Here is a 21209-nt window from a genome sequence, read left to right on the forward strand (position 1 = left end):
CGCAACGGTGGTGCCCGCAGTCACGGTATTGCCGTTTACGGTGAAGCTGACAACAGACAAGGTACTGTCAATATCACTGTCATTGCTAAGGACGTTACCAGTGGCAGCGGAGTCTTCATCTATGGTAATGCTGTCGTTAGCGAGCAAGGATGGGGAGTCTATGGCAATTGACTGTTCGGGAGTGTCGGGTGCAAATGCGGCTAGTGTTTGTCCAGAAGTGCTATAACCTGATGTGGCGAGAGCTTCTGAACCATCACGAGCAAGGCTAACATAGCCAGAGTTACCATCACTGGCTGGTGCATTCCCTGCTGCGGTTTCAGGTAAATTTTTAGTTGGGTCTTCACCTGAAGCAATAAGATCTTGTAATGCTTGAATTTCATCAGGTGTGGCTTCACCTGTCACTGGGGCAACAACCGCAGCAGATGCTGGATTGACTTCTATTTCATTTATTTCATTAGACAGCTTGGTGCCATCATCGAAAGTGATTTCATAAGTCGCGTTTTCGCCGATATGGAGAACTGCACCCTTTGGGAGTTGTTCGCCATCCTTAGCGGGTTGATTTGAACCATTAACCTCGACTTCGATTTGCCCTTTAACAAGTTTCAGCAAACCTTTCTTTGTTGTAATGATCGATCCCATAATTAGCTCCCAACAGCCAAAGTGTGTTAATCCGAAGATGCACAAATTCAACAAATACGCTGAATTGTGATACAAGTGGCTAAATTTTAGCTTGGTCGCGTGTGTAAGTCAATTTTTTGACGCGTCGGAATGGCTTGCTATAGCTGGATTTTAAGGGGCGGAGTGCGAAAAAATGGCACTTAAAAGTGACAGAACTAGATGTAGTATCTTAAAACGCAAAAGAAACTGCATTTAGTGTCTCTTAACTATCAAAATAAACATACTAATAACAAATTATTCTTAAGATCGGGTTTAATATTTTATAAATGATGTGCGGCAAGTATGTTCAAGGTTGAATGAGAAGGGACCGCAATCCGCCTAATGGATTGCGGTTGATAGAAGTTATAGGTTTACTGCCTGACGATAGCTTTGGTTAGCATGACCTTGTTCGCCAAGTTGCTCTTGAATACGTGCTAACGCCAGCCAAGAGTCTTTACTCGGAGCAAGACGACAAACATTCTGCCAGCGGATTTTGGCTTCTTTCATATCCCGGGTTTGTTGGTAGAGTAGCGCTAAACACCGTTGGTAATCAGCATTGTTCTCATGGGTGATTTCATGCTTGAGCAATTGCTTGCGGATATCTTCGTCATGGGCGGTGACGATCTGTGGTATCACTTCTAACAGTGCTGACTCTGGCGAGCTACGTAGCTTTTTCGAGAGTAATTTAAGCGCTTGGTCTTTACGATTGAAGCGGCACAAGCCCATGGCATAAATCGCTAAAAACTCAGACTGGTTACGTTCATCGCGTGAAAGCCATTGCCAGCATTGTTCTAGGGCTTCTTCCCCTTTTAGACTCGCCGCTTTTAATAGGGCGCAATGGGTTTCAACATTCAGCGTATTTAACTTTGCATCCTCTAAGATCTGGCGTTTCTTCAGTATTGGGAGCAATAGCTTAAGCGCTTCCCAATCTTCCTGGGCGCGATATAACTCGAGGGCGAGTTTCAGCACAGGGGCTTTACTCTTGCTAGTTGGGGCTAACTTATCGAGCTCGGCTCTGGCTAAGGCTAATTCACCTTGTTTGAGTAAATAACGGGTACGAGTGGTTGCTACCGCATTGGCCGTCATAGGCTGGGCTTCAGCGCGGGCAAGATATTGATCTCGCTCGGCAGTTTTATTTTGATGTTGAGCAGCACGTGCAGCGGCTAACAAATTTAATGCTGGCAGTTCACCGTTGTCGGCCCCTTTAATCATGGCGCGTTCTGCCGCAGGCCAATCTTCTTCGGCAATCGCGAGTGCGCCCATCAAAGTGTGTTTCTTGGCAGACCGGCGACGCCAATGCTGCGGGATAAAACGGCTACGAAGCAGCAGATTAATCACAGTGATCACTAACCACTCCAGCACTTGGAATAGCGCATAAAACACGATTAACATGACGATGCCAAAAACTAAACTGGTCTCAAGCTGGTAATCACCCGCGGCAATATACACATAGCCAGTATTGCCAACAATCCAGGGGCTGATACACAGGCCTAAAAGTATAATACCAAGAAATATTAATACCTTAATCATAGCTGCGGTTCCTCTGCAGAGGTGAGTTCACCATAGCTGGTTAACTGTAATAACAGCGGTTTAGCGGCAAAGGATTTCAGCGTAATAGGGTCAAGATCGAGTGTTGCCAACTTGTCGATTTCGGCAATGGCCTCGCTAGTTTGATGCGCTTGAACATCAAAATAGGTTTGGATCCACTGGCGCGCCATCATCAGTGATTGATGATAAGCGGCTCTATCATAGCGATAGAGTGCCAGTTGTGATTGCAGCAGTTTATGGCGGATATTCTCAACCAAATACCATTGTTGCTCTGGAGCAAGTAGGGCTGGCGCATCGGCGGTGCGATGACGAATAGTAATAAAATCTTGAGTCAACGCCTTCCAGGTTTTACTCAGATTACTTTGCCAATCGTTAAGATCGCCGGAAATGGTCGTATCTTCAGCCGTGCTTGCTTCAGCGTCGGCACGATTTAGCGGCAATTTGTCAAGTTGGTCGATTAAGGCATCGAGTGCTAATACACCACCTTCAATATCCAAACTCTTAATATTGGTGGTCGCCGCAATATCCTTTGCCAATGCCTTACGGATTGGCAGTAATGCGGGGTTGTTCATCGCGGCAATAGTTTCATCCGCGGATTTTAATAAATCGGTTGCCGTACGTGGATCTTTTTCGAGCCAAAGCTTACGTCCAGCCATGTTTACTAGATATTCGGCTTCTGAGGCCATCCAGTGGGTTGGGCTGCGCTGGGCCAGTTTCTCTAGTCTGTCCTGTAACTGGTTTTGATCTGTGGCAAGCTTAGATAACTCTTGGAAGGTTTTTGCATCTGCGAGTTGTTGTTGCTCAAGTTGTGCAAGACGCTGATTTGGGACGAGTAAAGCCTGCTGCAACTGATCTTGCAGGGCTAGATTTTTCGTCTCTTGCAGTTGAAGCTGTTGCTGCATTTGTTGATACAGCAAATAGCCACCACCTATGGTGCAAACGGTCAAGCCTAAGGCCAGTAGTACACCAAAACGAATAGCCCATGAGCTACGATTCACTTGCACCACTTGGCGAGCAGCTTGGGTCGATTTGGGTTTGCTGGCTTGCGACTTAGTGTCGGCAGGTTTGACTTCTTGTTCTTCAGGCTTGCTTGCCTGTGACTCTGAAGCTTGGTTGTGTGGTGCAGCGTCATCGGTATTGACCGATGTGGCGAGAACTGGGATAGCCTGTGACTCTGGGCTTTGGGCGTCGTGCTTGTTGTTATCCATTTAACAGTCCTTAAAATCATGCTACTGCCGAAATTCGAGTAAAATCGGGCTAAATAGCGCTTAGAGTTTAAGGGCGTTTAGCACGGCTTTGCTGTTGGCGGCATTGGCATTGGTGACTTGGGTTATACCAAAGGCATGAGCTTGAGCTTCTACTCGGTTACTGGGGACTATGATATGACATGAGCGCAGCCATGCAAATAACTCTTTTGGCACTAGATTAATCAGATTATCTAGTACTTCACCACTCGTCACGACAATAGTATCTATCCCTAAGTCTCGCCAGTGTTGGCTAACCGCTGCGCCATCGAGTGGTGGGCAAGCGCGTTGATAGACTTCCCAATAGCGCAGCCTCGCGCCTCTGGCACTCAGTTGCTCAGCGAGGGCTTCACGACCACCGACACCACGAATGATAGTGATATGTTTGCCTTGGATATGTTGCAGTGCAGGCAATGTCAGCAAGCCTTCTGTTTGCTGACAATCATCCGGTGCTTCGAGAGCTTCAATTCCCTTCTCTTGCAGCGCTTCCCACGTAGCATGACCCACGGCGAAATAAGGTACGCTTGGCCAGTCTTTAACTTGGGCTGTATCGACTTTAAACGCAGCATCAGCAAAGCTGACGGCATTGGCGCTGATACAGATAACCATATCGACATTAGCGAGTGGATGTGAAGAGTCTGGCGGCAGAGGGGGCGTGGCCTCAACGCAGAGCAGTGGCGTCACGCAGTGTCCGATGCCTCTTTCATTCAAGGCATCGACCATCGACTGATTGCGCCCCTCGGGGCGCGTCAGTAAGACTTTCATCGTCTTAGGCTTTGGCGTAAACAGCGTCGAGGATGCTTTTAGCGCCTTTGCTCAGTAGTTCTTCAGCAAGGGCAACACCGAGTTGCGTCGCTTCGGTCTTTGGACCTGTGATCACGCCTTCGATGATTTCGCTACCATCTGGATTACCAACGAGGCCGCGCAGTGTCATCTCATCACCATCTATTTCGGCAAAGGCGCCAATAGGAACTTGGCAGCCACCTTCGAGGCGAGTATTCATGGCGCGTTCGGCGATGACTCGGTAGCGAGTCTCTAAGTGCTCTAAAGGTGCCAATAATGCTTTAACGCGCTCATCATTGGTACGACATTCGATACCGACAGCACCTTGACCGTTTGCGGGTAAGGATTCTTCCGCAGAAATAAAGCTAGCAATACGCTCAGATAATTTCAGGCGAATTAAACCCGCCGCAGCCAGGATAATCGCATCGTATTCGCCGTTATCGAGTTTCGCGAGGCGAGTACCGACGTTGCCACGCAGATCTTTGATAATCAGGTCTGGGCGTGAGGCGCGCAGTTGGCACTGACGGCGTAGGCTTGAGGTGCCTACCGTGGCACCGAGTGGCAGCTCACTGATTGACTTATAAAGGTTAGACACAAAGGCATCGCGTGGATCTTCGCGTTCACAAATCACTTCCAGCCCTAAGCCTTCGGGGAAATCTACTGGCACGTCTTTCATCGAGTGTACGGCGATATCGGCTTGGTCTTCGAGCATAGCGACTTCGAGTTCTTTCACAAACAAGCCTTTACCACCAACTTTCGCTAATGGCGTGTCTAAGATAACATCGCCCTTAGTGCTCATTGGCAATAGCTCCACCACAATACCTGGGTGAACGCGTTCTAATTCTGCTTTAACAAATTCAGCTTGCCACATGGCCAGCGGACTCTTGCGGGTAGCGATACGTATGCGGTTTTCAGACATGCCTAGTTTCCATCCGAGATCTTAGTTGCGCCAATGCTAACATTGGCTATTCGCGAATGTAAGGAAGCCGTATCGATTCTTTGAAGTCGGCGGTGTTCTAAATAGTATAAAAGTGTGATGAATATCTCATTTAGTTGCTCAGCTTTGCAAAAGTGTTAACATGAGCACACTTCTCAATTGTGCTTAAGTGTCGTGTTCTAGGATGGATCAGCAAGGCCAGTTTCCTGATATTGCAGAAAGACTTAATCAGGTTCGTATTGCACGGGCCTTAGCCTTGTTGTCTCCGTTGCAAAAGCATTTGTTCCGTTTGATCCCCTTTTTACTTCAACAGAATAGCGTTCAGTATCCAGGATACGTTGATCCTAATACGCCTTGCGGTATTTATGGTTACAAGGCGGGCTCAATAGAAGCCCAGGCTTGTGATGTGTTTAAGCTGCCTTTTATACCTAATGACATGGATTGTTATGCCTTCGAAGGGATATATGCCATGGGCAGTACAGCTAGCTTTGGTCAGAATGCAAAAAGTGATGTGGATGTGTGGCTAGTCCATCATGAGGATTTGTGTGATGACGACTTAGCCTTGGTTAAATTAAAAACGGAACGACTAACCGCTTGGTTTGCAGAGTATCAGTTTGAGGTGAATTTTTACTTGGTTCATCCACTGCAATTTTGTGGTGATATCTCACAGCGTACCAGTTGCCAGTCTTCTATGGCTCATGAGCACAGTGGCAGTACGCAGCATTGGCTGTTGCTTGAGGAGTTTTATCGCAGCCAAATTCGCTTGGCGGGTAAAACTATTGCATGGTGGCCTGATGCTAAGCTCAATCCTGAATTGCTATATCTTGGTAATGTGCACGAGTTACCGGCAAGCGAGTATTTTGGTGCCTCGCTTTGGCAGCTTTATAAAGGCTTAAATAAGCCGCATAAAGCGTTGATTAAAGTACTTTTGCTTGAGGCTTATGCCAGTGAATATCCCCATTCTCAGTTACTGTGTGACCGGCTTTGGCAAAAGACCTTAGCAGGGGATTTTTCTACTGCTAACGATGCTTATTACGCAATTTATGAGGCGATTGAAGCCTATTTATTAAAGCAGAATGATAGTCGTCGGCTGGAAATTGTGCGCCGCTGTTTTTATCTAAAATGTGGCGTGTTCTTAAGTGTGTCTGACCAAGGTAAAGATTGGCGCTATGCCAAAATGCAAAAGTTGGTGCAAGAGTGGCAGTGGCCCAACAGTTTAATTACTACCTTAGATGATTGTGAGCATTGGCATAGTGGCCAGCTCAATTGGTTTAATGAGCAGCTTAATGAATTGCTGCTAGCGAGTTATCAAACCTTACTGCGTTTCGCCTCCACCCATGAGTTAAACGAAGGACTCAGGATTGAAGAGTTGGGGATGCTCACTCGCAAACTACATACTTACTTTAGCCAAGATGAAGACCAAATCGCTAAGCTGAATTTGCTCTGGAGCCACTCGGTTGCTGAATCTGAAGTAACCATGGTGTCCAGTAACAAGGAAAATCAATATTACCTCTACCGCCAGGGGCCAAAGCCGCAGAATCTGTTAGGTGAATCTGCTATTTGCAAAGGGAAAAGCCCGTCAGCGCTGATGATTTGGGCTTGCTTAAATGGGGTATCGACGCCAGAAACCAAATGGTATGAGTTTGGCCAGAGTAAGATTAAATCCCGAAGGTTGACCGACGCTTCAAAACGATTACTTAATTTTATCGATCATGATTGGCGGGTCTCAAAGCTTGACCTATGTCAGCCTTGGCATTTTAGAAAACTCATTTTTATCCTAAACCTCGACTGTGATCCTACTATCCATTGGCAAGGGCAAGAGATGATGGTCGATGTCATGAATGCCAACGTGTTTTCATTGGGTCGTAAGCAAGAAAATATGCTCGGCGCCCTCGATGCTATTTGCCTTAATAGTTGGGGGGAGTGGCAGTGTCATCGTTTTGAGGGCGAAACCGCATTATTGCAGGCACTCGCGTTTGTCACTCCAGGGCTAAGGCGAGCGACTCATCCCGTGGATATGGATGTGATTAGCTGTTCGCAAAAGCTCAGGCCACAACTTAAGTTAGCGGTGAAAAACTTGCTTAAACAAACGGTACGACTCTGTCAACAGGTGCAACAATCGAGCACCTTAGTGCAGCCGCTGCAGATTAGTCATACCCGTTACGGGATCTTTTTTAATCCTTTGGGGATGGCCTATCAGGACTTGAGTGATGCCAAATCTTTTTATCAGCAACTTGCTCGTAGTCATTTAGTACAATTGCCTCGGCCAGAGTTGGGGGATGACCCTTTTTCGAGCATGCCGAAAATCATTCAAAACTTTGCCGCCAAGGGAGCGATCCAGTACTTTCTGCGGCAACGCACCGATAGCTTAGATGTGTTTATTCTCGATGAGGAAAATCAGCTGAGTCATTATGTGCAGTCTGGTTCAGATATGAGCGAATTGGTCAACAAAGTGAGTCATCACTATGTTTTTGATGAATTTTATGCATCAAAAGCACGGTTTAATATTCCGCAGTTTTTCCATTTAGTACGGGTGGCGGGTGAGCTAACCGTGATGCCCTTTGGGGTGGATATCAATAACGCCAATGTGGAGTTTTAAGCGGGAGCGACCTCCCGCTTAGGAATAAAGCCGCGGCTTAGGAGAGGCTGAGTTCGATACCGCTTTGGCGTAGAATCGAGTCCTGCACAAAGGGCATAAACTCGCCGCCATTACGACCATCAAGCCATTTTCCCTCTACATAGCCAAAGTGATAGCCACCGAAACGCGTTGCTACCCAAATTTCATGCAAAGGTTCCTGTTTGTTGATTACGATTTTCGAACCATCGACAAATTCTAGCTGTAACACGTTACCACTGGCATCAATATCCACATCGGCATCTTGTTCATCAATTGCGGTTTCGATAGCGGTCTCTATCGCTTGGAACATGTCATCGGCGAGCTGGTGAAATTCTGTATCTGTCATGGCCATGCATTTCTGTCCTTTGCTTTCGTCAAGATGGGTGCGATTATAAGACGATTAGACACTAGATGCACAGATGTTGAGAAAAATGAGACTGTTTTTATTGTTATTGCTTGGTAGCCTATTCATTACAGCATGCGGTCAAAAAGGCCCCCTGTATAAATCCTCTCCCGCAGAGGTGAGTCAGCCTACAGAAATTAAGGCGCCGAAGAGTGAGGCAACCCCTGCCAACCCGGCGGAGCCTCAAGCTGAAACTGAAAAAACACAATAATAATCAGCATAATTACAACAAAGCGCAGTAAGGAATCGGACATTGGATCACTTTCTCTACCAAGACAATACCCTGCACGCCGAAGGCTGTCGGGTCAATGATTTAGCCCAGCAGTATGGCACGCCACTGTATATTTATTCCCGTGCGACGCTCGAACGTCACTGGCATGCGTTTAACAATGCGGTGGCCGACCATCCACATTTAGTGTGTTACGCGGTGAAAGCCAACTCGAACTTAGCCGTGCTAAACGTCTTGGCTCGTTTAGGCAGTGGTTTTGATATTGTCTCGGGCGGAGAGTTAGCGCGGGTGATTGAAGCCGGTGGCGACCCTGCCAAAGTGGTGTTTTCTGGCGTGGGTAAAACCGTTGCCGAAATGGAACTGGCACTTAACCTCGGTATTTATTGCTTTAATGTCGAATCGAGCGCCGAGCTTGAACAGTTAAATCAGGTCGCAGGCCGCTTAGGTAAAGTTGCCCCCGTGTCACTACGGGTGAATCCCGATGTCGATGCTGGTACGCATCCTTATATTTCGACGGGTCTTAAAGAGAACAAATTTGGTATCGCCATGGATGAGGCCGAAGTCGTATTTGCTCGCGCCCATGCGCTGCCGCATTTGCAGGTAAAAGGGGTTGATTGCCATATCGGCTCACAGCTCACTGAAATTCAGCCGTTTCTCGATGCAATGGACAGAATGCTATCGCTCATTGACCGCCTAGCCGAGCAAGGGATAGTGATTGAGCACTTTGATGTGGGTGGCGGTTTAGGGGTGACCTATGATGATGAAACGCCACCGCATCCTGATGTGTACGCCGCTGCACTGCTCAAGCGTTTAGGTCATCGCAAGCTCAAACTGATTTTCGAACCGGGCCGTGCGATTGCTGCCAATGCGGGGATTTTTGTGACTGAGGTGCTGTACCTCAAAGAAAACAGTGACAAACGTTTTGCGATTGTTGATGGTGCCATGAACGACTTAATTCGGCCCGCACTCTATAGTGCATGGCAAAATATCATTCCGGTGAATCCACGGGATGAAGATACGCAAGTATTTGATATTGTAGGGCCAGTGTGCGAAACCGGTGACTTTTTAGGGAAGGACAGACAACTCGCGATTGCGGCGGGGGATTTACTGGTTGTGCGCTCAAGCGGTGCCTACGGTTTTGCCATGGCCTCAAACTATAACACCCGTCCGCGTGCGGCCGAGGTCATGGTGGATGGCAATAAGGCTTATTTGGTGCGTGAGCGAGAAAAATTAGCGCAGCTCTGGCAAGGTGAGCAGCTCCTGCCGTAAACTAGAAAATTATATTGATTCAGGCGCTTGGCTAGTTATGGCGGCGCCTAGGCTTAAAGGATAAGTATCTTGATCCAATTCACTAAGATGCACGGACTTGGCAACGATTTTATGGTGGTCGATGGTGTCACGCAGAACGTGTTCTTTTCGCCTGAGCAGATCCGCCGTTTAGCTGACCGTAACTTTGGCATCGGTTTCGACCAACTCTTGCTGGTTGAGCCACCCTATGATCCCGACCTCGACTTTCATTATCGCATCTTTAATGCCGACGGTGGTGAGGTCGAAAACTGCGGCAATGGCGCCCGTTGCTTTGCGCGGTTTGTCCGTAATAAGGGGCTGACGAATAAGAATAAAATTCGTGTAAGTACCTCTGCGGGTAAGATGACACTGCGCCTTGAGCGCGATGGTACTGTCACTGTGAATATGGGCGTGCCCGTGCTCGAACCTAGCCAAATCCCCTTTAAAGCCAAAAAGGCCGAAAAAACCTATCTGCTGCAAACGCCGCAACAAACCTTTTTGTGTGGTGCGGCCTCCATGGGCAATCCCCATTGCGTGCTCGATGTGGAAGATGTTACCAGCGCGAATGTCGCCGAAATCGGTGCGTTACTCACCAAGCATGAGCGATTCCCGCGCGGAGTAAACGTTGGTTTTATGCAGGTGGTGAACTCGGGTCATATCAAGCTTAGAGTTTACGAACGTGGTGCGGCTGAGACTTTAGCCTGCGGCACAGGTGCTTGTGCTGCCGTAGTAGTCGGACAAATTCAAGGTAAACTCGATCAACAAGTACAAGTGGATTTACCGGGCGGCAGCTTAACCATCAATTGGGAAGGTGAAGGCAAACCGCTGTGGATGACAGGCCCTGCGCAGCACGTTTATGATGGACAAATTCAGTTATGACCGAGCCTTTGATGCCGCAGACCAATCTTCCCTTTGATGAGTTGATTATTCGCGAATATCTACTCGATAATCCTGACTTTTTTAATCGGTATCCCGAGCTGTTATTGGCGATGCGTTTGCCCCATTTGGAGCGCGGTGCGATTTCCTTAGTCGAACGACGTCAAGAGTTGTTGCGCCTGCGGGTTGGGCAACTCGAAGAAGAAATCACCAGTTTACTGGCCATGGCTGCACGTAATGAAAAGATATTCCGATTTAATACTGAACTGTCTTTTAAGCTACTCAATTGCGTTAACTTAGAATCCCTTAAAGAAGTGCTGGCTGATAATTTAAAGGCGCAGTTTAATTTTACCCATGTGCGTCTTATCAGTGTGTTAGAGGCCGATATTGAGATGAAGGCGATTTGGGCGCAGCGTTTACGCAAGAATTACTATTTTGGTCGTCTGACACAACAAGAGGCGAAACGCTTATTTGGCAGTGAGGTCGGCTCGGTGGCATTAGTTAAACTAGCTGATGATATTCCTGTCATTTTTGCAGTTGCCAGCCACGATGCCACCCATTTTCATCCCGATATGGACAATATGCTGCTCGAGCAACTTCGGCGATTGCTGGCACATATGCTCGCCAAACTCTAAGCCCTGATGAGGAGTCCAATATGAACTCGCCAGCTAATGATATGCCCGCGCGTTGTCACTCCTATTTACAGCAATTTGAAACCTATATGCAGTCTGAACGTCAGTTATCGGCGCATACGGTTCGCAATTATATGTACGAGTTGCAGCGGGGAAGCGAGTTACTGCCCGAAGGTGTTGACCTGCTCAATGTCGGGCGTGAGCATTGGCAACAAGTGCTTGCTAAGTTACACCGCAAGGGACTGAGTCCGCGCTCGCTGTCATTATGGTTATCGGCAGTAAAACAGTGGGGAGGGTTTTTACTGCGCGCAGGCGTGATAGAACTCAATCCTGCCAAGGGGCTGAGTGCGCCCAAGCAAGCTAAGCCTTTACCGAAAAATATCGATGTCGATTCCCTCACTCATTTGCTTGAGATTGAAGGCAATGATCCGCTAACACTGCGTGATAAAGCCATTATGGAGCTATGCTATTCCAGCGGGTTACGTTTAGCAGAACTCGCAGCGCTCGATTTATCCAGTGTGCAATATGATCAGCGTGAAGTGCGGGTATTAGGTAAGGGCAACAAGGAGCGTATCGTCCCCGTAGGCGTTATGCTATTGATGCCTTAGGCGCTTGGCTTGAGTGCCGCAGGCAAATCCCCTGTGAAGATAACGCATTGTTTGTCACCGAAAAGGGTAAGCGTTTATCCCATCGCAGCATTCAGGCGCGCATGAGCAAATGGGGGCAGGAACAGGCGCTTTCTCTGCGGGTTCATCCCCACAAGTTACGCCATTCCTTTGCGACGCACATGCTGGAATCCAGTGCCGATTTACGGGCGGTGCAGGAATTATTAGGTCACGAAAACCTGTCTACCACGCAAATTTATACCAGTTTAGATTTCCAACACTTAGCTAAGGTGTATGATAACGCCCATCCTAGAGCGAAAAAACAACAGGATAAATAATGCGTTGTTATCTTAGACCCCAGAATATTCGTGCGATTAGCTTCGATCTCGACGATACCCTATACGATAACGAACCCCACATTCTCAATGCCGAAGCTGAGTTAATGCAGTTTTTGCATCAGGCTTTTCCACTGACACAGGCCTGGCAACCGCAGCAATGGCGACTGCTCAAGTTGCAACTACTACAGCAAAATCCAGCCCTTGCCCATGACACCTCGGCGGCGCGAATTGCGACTCTGCATAAAGGCCTTTTACTGCTCGGTTATAGTGAGCCTGAGGCAAAACGTGGCGCGCAGGAAGGTTTGGCTTGTTTCTATTTTCATCGTAGCCATTTTAAGGTTTCAGACGACGTCTTGGCGCTACTCACGCGCTTATCGGTCCACTTTAGGCTGATTGGCATCACCAATGGTAATGTGGACGCACAGCGTATCGGCTTAAGTAATGTGTTTGAATTTGTGCTGCATCCTGGCAGTGGTGTGCGGATGAAGCCTGCTAAAGATATGTTTTCACAGGCCTGTGAAAGGTTAGATATCGGCTTAGATCAACTGCTGCACGTTGGCGATAGTATGAATGCCGATGTTCGCGGTGCGCGTTTAGCGGGATGTCAGTCTGTCTGGTTAAATCCCAGTTTTGGCCGTGTGGCATCGTTACCGATTGCAGCACTCTTACCCCATATGGAAATTGCCACTCTCGATTCATTACTTGATATGTTATTGCCTTAAACGAGTCGTCGCCCATTTAAGCTGATAAGGATCAAGGATTAGTCGTTGGCTTTACCGTAGAGTATTAGCAATTATTTAACCTGATGACTACACCAATTACTGACAAGGAACTGCTATGGTGCGTTTAAGTTTGTTGATCCTATTGAGTTTATTGATTGCGCCCGCCTCGGCACACGAAATCCACTCAGGTGGTGGTTTTATGGCAGGCTTTAACCATCCCGTTTTAGGCTTTGACCATCTACTCGCCATGTTAAGTGTGGGGATGCTGAGTACGCAGCTCGGTGGTCGCGCGATTTGGACTGTGCCCTTAGCCTTTGTGTGTTTTATGTTGGTTGGTGGAATACTGGGGCTTTATGCCATTCCGGTGCCTTTTGTTGAAATTGGCATTGCTTTGTCAGTACTGTTGCTTGGGTTAGCGATTGCCTTTGACCGCCAATTACCGCTGTTGTTTGCGATGGCATTTGTCGGCGTGTTTGCGATTTTCCACGGTCATGCCCACGGCATGGAAATGCCTGAACTTGCCAGCCCAGTTCTTTACGCCTTTGGTTTCTTATTTGGTACTGCGGTTATCCATTTAGGTGGCGTTATGCTAGGGCTAGGCATGCAGCGCGTCACTGGGCAACGCAGCTTAATGCGCGTATCTGGCGTGGCAATTGCCGCCATGGGTGGCTATTTACTCGCTGGTTTTTAGAAAAAGCACTACCGCGCCTTTATCAGCTTATTGCAGTGATGGGCGCGGCGTAGCATTTGTGTAACCTGTCTCCGGCTGGCATGCATGTCGGCATCTCCAACCCGAAAATAAGTACCTGTATAAGCATCGGTGCCTATAAATACTGGCTTTAGGTGCTCTGGTGCGAGCGGGACACGAATCCTTATCAGCTTTTATTCATAATTTCAATCAGCTGCACATCAGATATCGCTAAAATATTACAGCTTATCCGGCTAGGGTCATCGAGGATCTCCCAAAATTCCTGTAATACGGGTAGAGGATTAGGGATGCCTTCAATGGTGAAATGGCCACGATCTTCGCGTACCCCAAGAATAATCTCTCCGCCTAAGGTGTTGGCGAAGGAGCTATAGGTTGCCCAAATATCTTCAGGTAATTGACCTTGACCATCACGGCCTCTTGCGAGTTTAAATTCTACTTGGGCTGATTCGTGTAGAGAAGCAATATCATCGAGTGCGAATGTTGGGTATGTCATGGCGGCTTATCCTTGCAAGGCACACACTTTTTGTAACACGCCAAAATCACAAAGGCCAGCAGTTGTGCTGACCTTGGTGGTTAATCAATCTTGTTTATTAGGCGAGTTGCAGCGCCTTAGGGAAGAGAATGTTGTTTTCTAAATGAATGTGCCTATGCAGGTCCGCCTCAAATTCTGCGAGCGTTGCATAACAAACCCGCCAAGTAGTACAGGCATATTCGGGAGGCGTAAAGTCGTTGGTTAACTCATGTAGCTTTTGTAAAATCAATCCTGCTTCTTCGTGCTCGTGTTGCATTGCATTGATAGGGTTACCTATATGACCAAAACAACCCTGCACTTGCTCGCCTTGACTCATCGCCCGAATCGCAGGAAAGAGGATATTTTCTTCCTTCATCAAATGCGGTATTAAATCTTCTATCAACGCACGAACCCAACCTGCAAATGGAACAATTTCGGCATAATGCTCGCCATGGGCGCGTACCATCTTTTCTGAGTATTCCAGCAATAACGGTGCTTTAGCGCGGACATATTGGTGGTGTGTACGCTCAATATAATCAATTAGTTGCTCAAGTGGTAGTTGATTAAGTTCATCTTCTTTAGCACCTGAATGTGTCATGTACTCTAATGCGGCGACGACTTTATTTGGATCGGCTTGCGCTCGCTCACAAGCACTGATTAGTGCTCGACCACCGCCACAGCAGAAATCGATACCAAATTGGCTAAACACATGGGCGCGGCGAAAATCCTCCGCGACCAACTCGCCAACTTTACGCTCAAGCCATGGCGATAAAGGGGCTGATGGTTGTTCAACGTGAGACGCTGACGAAAAGCTAGTTGATGACATTGCAACACTCCAAAGCACAAATAATTTACATGCATATTATTTGCAGCTTTATTGTGATGCAATAAATCCTGACTAATTTAGTCGGGATTTGCTGCGGCTGTCACATTAAATTGCCTGAATTATTCCCAAAGGAGTAGGGTGTAGAGGCTGATGAAGACGAGTCGACGTTTTATCTAATTAGTATGTTTTTGGAACTGTGTGGCGTATTGAATTTACCATTCTTTGCGTATCATCTAAGGCTCATCGAATATTAAGTATCTGATGATAAATGAAACTACAAAGATGCTTTCAACGCCCTAAGAGTAGGGCATTAAAAGCAAATTGCTGAAGAAATGAGGAGGTTATTCCACGTTTTGGATCTGAATGTTTTTATTTTCAATAAAACCATTATTTAACAATGGCTAGTGTGGTCTATTTCTTGGGAATTCGCATTGGTACCCACCGATATGCCCACCATATACCAATGCCTTAACGAGATGATTCTTTGTTTTACTATTGGCTAGCCGTTTTAGCCGCTCTTGCTCGTTTTCTAGGGCGGGGACCTGAAGTCTGGTTTTGCTCAGTACTTTCATCCGATTCTGTAGCCTGCATGGGCTCCTCCAAGGGAAGTTGCACAATGTCGATTAAAGTATGGGCTCTAGTTGCTTGCATCAGATGGTCAGCAGTGAGCTTTGAGCGGTTTTTTACAGCTTTTTCAATGATAGCAAATAGAATTGATGAATTGTCTTTTGCGGCTTGAAGTTCATTCTTTAGCTCAGTCATCTGTTTTTTTAAACGGTTGTTATAGTTTTGCTGTAGAAAAAGTTCACTACTAAGATGCTGATTTGTATATGATTGGTTTTTCTTTATTTCTGCCTTTTTCGCTTTTTCTGTATTTTTCGCTACGAGTTCTTGCTCCTTTAAACGTAAATCTTGATCCTTTAAAAGTAAAAAATTCTTGTAGTTATCATCAATAAGCGACTCAAGCATTTGAATGTGATTGCATTTCTTCTCTAGTGCCATACCTTCAAACTTAGACTTGTGCTCTTTCGAAATGCTGACGTTAAGCATAGTTTTATCACTTGCATGTCTTTTCACATCTGCCTTCCAAGCTTTCTCCATGTTAGAGGCCATTCTCTCGAATGTTTGCTTATCGAGTTTCCTGTGAATACAGCTATCAATAAAAATTTTTTTTAAGTCCTTCATCGTCGTCTGTTGAATGATGTAAGGATTTTTTTTCTTCAGGTACTCATAAGCCCAATCCAATTGAGCCCTATTATTTTCAAGGAGAAAAGTTAACTGCCTCGTACCATATGAGTTACTTATATATTTATCAATATCCATAATTATTTATACGGTTCACTTGCAGGTTTTTTATTAAATTTTCTAATCCTTTTTTAGCATTTTAAAATAAAAAATTCAATTTTTTAAAAATTACTAGTAAATTACTAGTAATTATCGGTAATATTTTACCAGTAGGTATTTAGAGGATATAAATGATTTTATTTAGTAGGTATTTTAATGATACGGATAATGCATGCACTGAAAGGAAGTAAGGCAAATGTAATCTTTTTTATTTTGCTCTGGAATCGGCATTTTGGTCACTCTAACCCCATTTCACGAACTGTTGCAGAGATTGCAAAACAATTGAGTGTTTCTAAAACGGTTGTATCAGAGGCTTTAACTTACCTTGTTGAGTGTGGTTTTTTCGAAAAGGAGCGGTTAAGTACGCAGCCCAAAAGAGGCCGGCCAACATATCAATACATTGTTTCTCGGCAACTACAGGGCTTATTAATGTTGATGGGTACATCGAGCCAGTATCAACCGTTAGTCAATGAGCTATTAACGCTTGACCAAAAATACGTCTCACATACGAATTTGAAGTTAAATAATCGATTGTTGCTTTGTGTGTTGTTATTGCATGCGGACCCAACAGGAGTTGTGCGTAATTTGGATGTCAAAACGATTACCAATCTTGCAGGGATTAGCCGAGATCAATTTCGAAATCAACTTCAGAAACTGAAGAACTTAGGTTACATACAAGCAATCATTCCAGGAACATCATCGAGGTACTTGTTCACTCACGCCAATAGTGCGTATTTTTTAGACTTTTCACTATTTTCTGCAAAACACACAATTTTAGAAGAGCTAGCACCAGGCTATCAATTACCTTTTTTACAAGAGATTAATATGGTCTCATTGCTAAATTTTGCTAATCAGTGTCAAGAATGGTTGCTGCAGCACCTTACGGATCAACAACTCCTAAAAGATCTCAAAGATGGAAACATTCCTGAAGAAAAAGTACCTAATGAGTTTTATAAATTTGCCGGTTTTGTGGGTCATCAACCCGCTTATCAAGGCTGTGTGTATTTTCAAAATGTGGATATGTCAAGGTTATCAGTTTTGAATGTAATGCAAGGACAGCTGAATTATTACGCATCTTTTTTATTGTCAAATCATTGGTGTGACTTACAGTCTGAACAGGCTCCCCCCGTTTATGTAGAGCTAAAAAACATGATTATTAGGGATTTTGATGCGGTGGTAGATGCTTCCGATAAGGAGAAGTTGACACTTAAAAAATTCATTTCTAATGATGGTTTTATGGCATTAATTCCATATCAGAGCAAGGAGGTATTTTATGAAATTATGTATCATTTTAGCATTGAACTAGCGAAGTATTGTATCAGAGAATTGTCTAAACATGAGGAGTTGAATGATTATCTTGGTTCGCTACATTTTTCGATTTTCCCCTTCAAATTTGTAGGTTTGGGAGCCCGGACATCAGACAAAAATGTAAAAATATATCGCCAGAAACGTGGTAGAGCTGGTGTAAATGTAGATAGTTAAATGGTTTAACTATCTAGTGACATGAGATCCCATCGCCCTTGCTCGCCCGATCTACAGCTCAATGATTGACGGGGATTTCAGTTATTGCGATTGTCTGTTTGTTAATACTATTAGTCTGTAGTTATACCTATCACTCAGTAGTATTCCTTCATCAGTATCTCTAACACTATCTACCCATGAACATACAGCGTTAGCTGCCATCATAGGCGAGCTAACTTTTGCTTTTTATATCAAGCACTTTTTGGCTTTTGAGTAATAAATTACACAGACCATATACGTTATGTAACTTAACCAATATGGGAACTCAACATGTCAAAACGTCATACCTCTAACACTAACCTTACCGTCATCAGCAATGGCCAATACCAAGGACTCAATGTTTATCCTAGGCTACTAAGCGCTGAATACTTAGATGCAATTTTACAGACCTTACAAGCAGCTATGAATGAGCACCCTCGTACCTTAATGGTGCGGTTTGATTTGCATCTACCACAGCTTAACTTTCTCGACTCACCTGTAGTTTATGATTCAACGGTAATCAGCAAGTTCTTTAAATCTCTGGATGCAAAAATCCAGCATAATAGGTTAATCAAGGGCCGTGAGGGTAAGCGGGTGCATCCTTGTACTCTGCGTTATATTTGGGCAAGGGAGCGAGCATGTGCCGATACAGACCATTACCATATCGCAATCTTCCTCAATAACGATGCTTATAACCATCTCGGTAATTACAATCGAAGTGGTCAAAACCTGAGTACTAAGATTGTTGAAGCCTGGGCCAGTGCCTTGGGATTAGATGATTACAGTACTCGGCATTTAGTCCATTTCCCTGAGGATACGCCAGTTTACTATCTCAATCGTAATGCACCGAATTATCCTCAAACCTTTGCGAGTGCTTTCTTTCGCTTGAGCTATCTGGCCAAGTTAGAGACTAAGCATTATGGCGATAGAACACGTTCATTCGGTTGCAGTCGTATTTAAGCGTGGTGACAGAGTGATTAGCTTACTTAGCGCTAAATGCGGTTGCTAGTGGGGTGAGTAAAAATAAGGGAGTAAAGTGCAAGGGATTAAGGTCCCTTGCTTTTGTGCTCATAGTAGAGCAGTAGCGATATTCACAATGCAGACTTGATGACATAGTCCATTGGGGTAATCCGTAACTGATTCAGCCGTTTCAGTAACCGGCTTCTTTTTGGTGGCGGATACACAACACGGTCAATCGTTCACCGCCATCATACTGGTACATTGCCAGATAACCCGTATCACCAAAGTCGATGAGCAGTTCCCTAAAGCTAAAGTCATTGTCATCGATAAGCCGACCAATGTCTGGATAGCTTTCCAGTTTTCTAATGGTATTGATTATGGCGCTGGCAGCCCGTTGTGCGGCAGGGGGATTTTTACTGCGAAGAAACTCACGTAAGCGTTCTAAATCACGTAATGCAGTGGCAGTAAAGACTATTTGTGGCATGTAGGGGCTGCCTTTTCATTTTCACTTCCCCAGGACTCCAGCCAACTTACCACTTCGTCACCGGTGACATGCAAGCCTGATGTCTGGTGTTCTTCCCATGCGCGTAACGCTTCTTGCTGCAAAGCTTCGCGTTTCTCTTCTCTCTCAACGTATTCACGGATCGCTTCACGCATCATCCAGTGTGATGAACGTTTACGGGTTTCGGCTAAATGCTCGACTCTGGCTTTAATATCGGCATCTAATTTAACCGACACGGGTTTGATTGTGCTCATCTGTTACTCCAGAGGTAATCATTAGTACTACTAGGTAATACCTTAGCATAACGTGGTACAAAAAAATAATGATTACACGTTTACTTGCCCGCATGAGCAACGCCATCAGCACAAGGATGATAGAAGATAGTTTGTATCACTTAACTGGGCAAACATGTTACGCCGTCATCACGCTAATCTTCAACGTAATCGCAAGAGGGGTGAAAACGATAGCGGCGGTATGCCGCTTCGTTTATAGGATTTGGCTAATGGCTGACTGGGTACTCTCAATATTGCAGGTGAAGCATTATGACCTTAACCAATGCCATGCATCGGCTATCAGCTCAGCACCGGCTTTTACACCATTGATGCCCACTTCTGCAGTCGTCAACACGGTGTTTAAGCCAGTTTCTACACTGCCGGTGACGAGTTTGATCCCTGCATCGGTAATCTCTCCTTGGCGTAAGCAAGCATAACTTTCACATAGAGTTTGGCTGGTGCCTTTTAGTAAGCATTCTGCAGGCTTAGCGACAAGATCTCCAGGTGTCCCCAGCAGCGTGTTGATATTGTCGGGTAGCCCGAGGTATTCGCCGGTCATTTTGATGGCGGTAGAGGCTAATACGACGTTTGCGACAGTCCCCGTGGCAAGCTTTGACGCGCTCCTCCCCAGTAAGCCCGCTCTGGCTGAGCCTTGCAGCGCAATGTGGGTAAAATTACTGACTTGATTGGAGCTGCTGCTCCCTTCTAAGCATTCGTTGATGAAGTGCTCACAATTGTTGGTAGCTACGCCGTATGGACTGTGACCCAGCTGACTGCGTGCAAGCTCAATGGCTTGATGAGGAAACAGGCTGGACTTTTTCACTCTAACGCTATGGCCACCAGCAAATTGCTGCAGATCGATTTCTTCGATGATGCCCTGTTTAGATAAGTGGATCACATGGCCATGACCCACATACAGGCCATGGTGTTCGGTTAAGCCAAGCGGATCGATATTGGTGACCAGATGATCTCCGGGTTGAAATGTATACATGGTATGGACTCCAAGTAAAATAACGCAGATACCCCTAGGTCGCATCTGCTAATGGGGTGAATAGGGCGTGTTGATTGACTCAGATTTCCAGCTCGACAAAGTCCTTATCGACTTGCTGCTGAGTAATGCCGATATAACGCAGGGTGACCGCTTCCGATTGATGCCGCAGCATGCGCATCACCCGGCCAATGTCTTTGCAGGCTTGGTACAGGTGATAGCCGCGGGTTTTACGCATTGAGTGGGTGCCCAGGGCTAACTTGATATCGTCACCGACAAAGGCAAACGCTTTGGCGACCGCGCGCCGTGTCAGGGGTTTCGCGGGGGCCTGCAGGTCTTTGGCTTGGCTCGAGCGGTGGGATTGGAACAGGTAGATATGCTCAGGGTGACGCTGGTGGATCGCCTCAATCAATGCCAGCGTCTTCGGGTTGAGCTTGATGCTGGCGCGTTTACCGGTCTTCTGCTCAATGATATTTAAGCGGTCGCCGTTGATATCGCTGAACTTGATGGCCAGTAAGTCCGAGATCCTAAGGGCCAGGTTAAGGCCGATATTCCAGACATCGGCCATCTGCTGACCAAAGTGACGTTCGAGCAGGTAACTGATAAGCTTGATGGTGTCGCGGTTCTTGACCGCTTCGACTTCGTTCATGCTGGGTTCCCTCAATTAGCTATGTGATGAATGTGGGCACCAGCACATCGCCAACCCGCATCGGGCCTGC

21 protein-coding genes and 2 pseudogenes are annotated in these 21209 nt (G+C 46.1%); 10 read left to right on the forward strand and 13 right to left on the reverse strand.

Annotated elements, in window-relative coordinates; genetic code table 11:
* The 5 genes from SHEWPOL2_RS17500 to hemC form a co-directional block, all read right to left on the reverse strand.
* A partial coding sequence (locus tag SHEWPOL2_RS17500) for a retention module-containing protein (RefSeq protein ID WP_037430183.1) occupies window positions 1–639 on the reverse strand: 639 nt, incomplete at its 3' end.
* Window positions 640–1020: 381 nt separating this feature from the next.
* A complete protein-coding gene (locus tag SHEWPOL2_RS17505; protein WP_037430184.1) occupies window positions 1021–2187 on the reverse strand; it encodes a heme biosynthesis HemY N-terminal domain-containing protein in 1167 nt (388 codons plus the stop codon).
* Complete coding sequence (locus tag SHEWPOL2_RS17510; RefSeq protein ID WP_037430185.1) at window positions 2184–3413, reverse strand: uroporphyrinogen-III C-methyltransferase; 1230 nt, start codon at window positions 3411–3413, stop codon at window positions 2184–2186. Before SHEWPOL2_RS17510 ends, SHEWPOL2_RS17505 begins: the two co-directional genes overlap by 4 nt.
* Before the next feature lie 60 nt (window positions 3414–3473).
* Window positions 3474–4214 carry a uroporphyrinogen-III synthase gene (locus tag SHEWPOL2_RS17515; RefSeq protein ID WP_037430187.1) on the reverse strand — a complete coding sequence of 247 codons (741 nt, stop codon included), beginning with the start codon at window positions 4212–4214 and terminating at the stop codon, window positions 3474–3476.
* A gap of 4 nt (window positions 4215–4218) precedes the next feature.
* A complete protein-coding gene (gene hemC, locus SHEWPOL2_RS17520) occupies window positions 4219–5151 on the reverse strand; it encodes a hydroxymethylbilane synthase (protein WP_037430190.1) in 933 nt (310 codons plus the stop codon).
* 202 nt (window positions 5152–5353) lie between these two features.
* On the opposite strand from hemC, the gene SHEWPOL2_RS17525 reads away from it, so the two are divergent.
* Window positions 5354–7768 (forward strand): class I adenylate cyclase, encoded by a 2415-nt coding sequence (locus tag SHEWPOL2_RS17525; protein ID WP_037430193.1) that lies wholly within the window; start codon window positions 5354–5356, stop codon window positions 7766–7768.
* Between the two features lie 37 nt (window positions 7769–7805).
* Here the strand turns inward: SHEWPOL2_RS17525 and cyaY are convergent, their stop codons facing one another.
* Window positions 7806–8138, reverse strand: a complete 333-nt coding sequence (cyaY, locus tag SHEWPOL2_RS17530) for an iron donor protein CyaY (RefSeq protein ID WP_037422994.1) — start codon at window positions 8136–8138, stop codon at window positions 7806–7808.
* 67 nt (window positions 8139–8205) lie between these two features.
* Here cyaY and SHEWPOL2_RS17535 point away from each other — a divergent pair, with 67 nt between their 5' ends.
* The 7 genes and pseudogenes from SHEWPOL2_RS17535 to SHEWPOL2_RS17565 all read left to right on the forward strand — a co-directional run bounded on the left by SHEWPOL2_RS17535 (window position 8206) and on the right by SHEWPOL2_RS17565 (window position 13569).
* The gene (locus SHEWPOL2_RS17535; protein ID WP_037430195.1) at window positions 8206–8400 is read left to right on the forward strand and encodes a lipoprotein; all 195 of its coding nucleotides are present in this window, start codon (window positions 8206–8208) and stop codon (window positions 8398–8400) included.
* A 42-nt stretch (window positions 8401–8442) separates the two neighbouring features.
* The gene (gene lysA, locus SHEWPOL2_RS17540; protein ID WP_037430198.1) at window positions 8443–9687 is read left to right on the forward strand and encodes a diaminopimelate decarboxylase; all 1245 of its coding nucleotides are present in this window, start codon (window positions 8443–8445) and stop codon (window positions 9685–9687) included.
* A 69-nt stretch (window positions 9688–9756) separates the two neighbouring features.
* Window positions 9757–10584, forward strand: a complete 828-nt coding sequence (gene dapF, locus SHEWPOL2_RS17545; protein ID WP_037430212.1) for a diaminopimelate epimerase — start codon at window positions 9757–9759, stop codon at window positions 10582–10584.
* Complete coding sequence (locus SHEWPOL2_RS17550) at window positions 10581–11216, forward strand: DUF484 family protein (protein WP_037430216.1); 636 nt, start codon at window positions 10581–10583, stop codon at window positions 11214–11216. Before dapF ends, SHEWPOL2_RS17550 begins: the two co-directional genes overlap by 4 nt.
* A gap of 41 nt (window positions 11217–11257) precedes the next feature.
* Window positions 11258–12156, forward strand: a pseudogene (xerC, locus tag SHEWPOL2_RS17555) (tyrosine recombinase XerC).
* Window positions 12156–12878: an HAD-IA family hydrolase gene (locus SHEWPOL2_RS17560; protein ID WP_037430219.1), complete on the forward strand. Its 723-nt coding sequence runs from the start codon at window positions 12156–12158 to the stop codon at window positions 12876–12878. Before xerC ends, SHEWPOL2_RS17560 begins: the two are co-directional and overlap by 1 nt.
* 115 nt (window positions 12879–12993) lie before the next feature.
* Window positions 12994–13569 carry a HupE/UreJ family protein gene (locus tag SHEWPOL2_RS17565; protein ID WP_037422974.1) on the forward strand — a complete coding sequence of 192 codons (576 nt, stop codon included), beginning with the start codon at window positions 12994–12996 and terminating at the stop codon, window positions 13567–13569.
* 8 nt (window positions 13570–13577) lie between these two features.
* Here the strand turns inward: SHEWPOL2_RS17565 and SHEWPOL2_RS17570 are convergent.
* The 3 genes and pseudogenes from SHEWPOL2_RS17570 to SHEWPOL2_RS17580 all read right to left on the reverse strand — a co-directional run bounded on the left by SHEWPOL2_RS17570 (window position 13578) and on the right by SHEWPOL2_RS17580 (window position 16247).
* Window positions 13578–14080: pseudogene (locus SHEWPOL2_RS17570) on the reverse strand (ATP-binding protein).
* Window positions 14081–14177: 97 nt separating this feature from the next.
* The gene (gene ric, locus SHEWPOL2_RS17575; RefSeq protein ID WP_037430220.1) at window positions 14178–14924 is read right to left on the reverse strand and encodes an iron-sulfur cluster repair di-iron protein; all 747 of its coding nucleotides are present in this window, start codon (window positions 14922–14924) and stop codon (window positions 14178–14180) included.
* Window positions 14925–15416: 492 nt separating this feature from the next.
* Complete coding sequence (locus tag SHEWPOL2_RS17580) at window positions 15417–16247, reverse strand: hypothetical protein (protein WP_037430221.1); 831 nt, start codon at window positions 16245–16247, stop codon at window positions 15417–15419.
* Window positions 16248–16436: 189 nt separating this feature from the next.
* On the opposite strand from SHEWPOL2_RS17580, the gene SHEWPOL2_RS17585 reads away from it, so the two are divergent.
* Together SHEWPOL2_RS17585 and SHEWPOL2_RS17590 are read left to right on the forward strand one after the other, a co-directional pair.
* Window positions 16437–17750: a helix-turn-helix domain-containing protein gene (locus SHEWPOL2_RS17585; RefSeq protein WP_157173878.1), complete on the forward strand. Its 1314-nt coding sequence runs from the start codon at window positions 16437–16439 to the stop codon at window positions 17748–17750.
* 309 nt (window positions 17751–18059) lie between these two features.
* On the forward strand, window positions 18060–18728 hold the full coding sequence (locus SHEWPOL2_RS17590) for an inovirus Gp2 family protein (protein ID WP_037430226.1): 669 nt from the start codon (window positions 18060–18062) through the stop codon (window positions 18726–18728).
* A 190-nt stretch (window positions 18729–18918) separates the two neighbouring features.
* On the opposite strand, the gene SHEWPOL2_RS17595 is transcribed toward SHEWPOL2_RS17590, so the two are convergent.
* The 4 genes from SHEWPOL2_RS17595 to SHEWPOL2_RS17610 form a co-directional block, all read right to left on the reverse strand.
* On the reverse strand, window positions 18919–19212 hold the full coding sequence (locus SHEWPOL2_RS17595) for a type II toxin-antitoxin system RelE/ParE family toxin (protein WP_037430228.1): 294 nt from the start codon (window positions 19210–19212) through the stop codon (window positions 18919–18921).
* Window positions 19200–19484 carry a CopG family ribbon-helix-helix protein gene (locus SHEWPOL2_RS17600; RefSeq protein WP_011920070.1) on the reverse strand — a complete coding sequence of 95 codons (285 nt, stop codon included), beginning with the start codon at window positions 19482–19484 and terminating at the stop codon, window positions 19200–19202. The genes SHEWPOL2_RS17595 and SHEWPOL2_RS17600 overlap by 13 nt, the downstream gene beginning before the upstream one ends.
* 286 nt (window positions 19485–19770) lie before the next feature.
* The gene (locus SHEWPOL2_RS17605; protein WP_037430232.1) at window positions 19771–20493 is read right to left on the reverse strand and encodes a lecithin retinol acyltransferase family protein; all 723 of its coding nucleotides are present in this window, start codon (window positions 20491–20493) and stop codon (window positions 19771–19773) included.
* A gap of 79 nt (window positions 20494–20572) precedes the next feature.
* Window positions 20573–21139, reverse strand: coding sequence for a site-specific integrase (locus SHEWPOL2_RS17610; protein WP_037430233.1), 567 nt, complete (start codon window positions 21137–21139; stop codon window positions 20573–20575).
* Between the last annotated feature and the right edge of the window lie 70 nt (window positions 21140–21209).

Origin of the sequence: Shewanella sp. POL2 (genome assembly GCF_000282755.1) — a bacterium.
Classification (GTDB): Bacteria; Pseudomonadota; Gammaproteobacteria; order Enterobacterales; family Shewanellaceae; genus Shewanella; species Shewanella xiamenensis.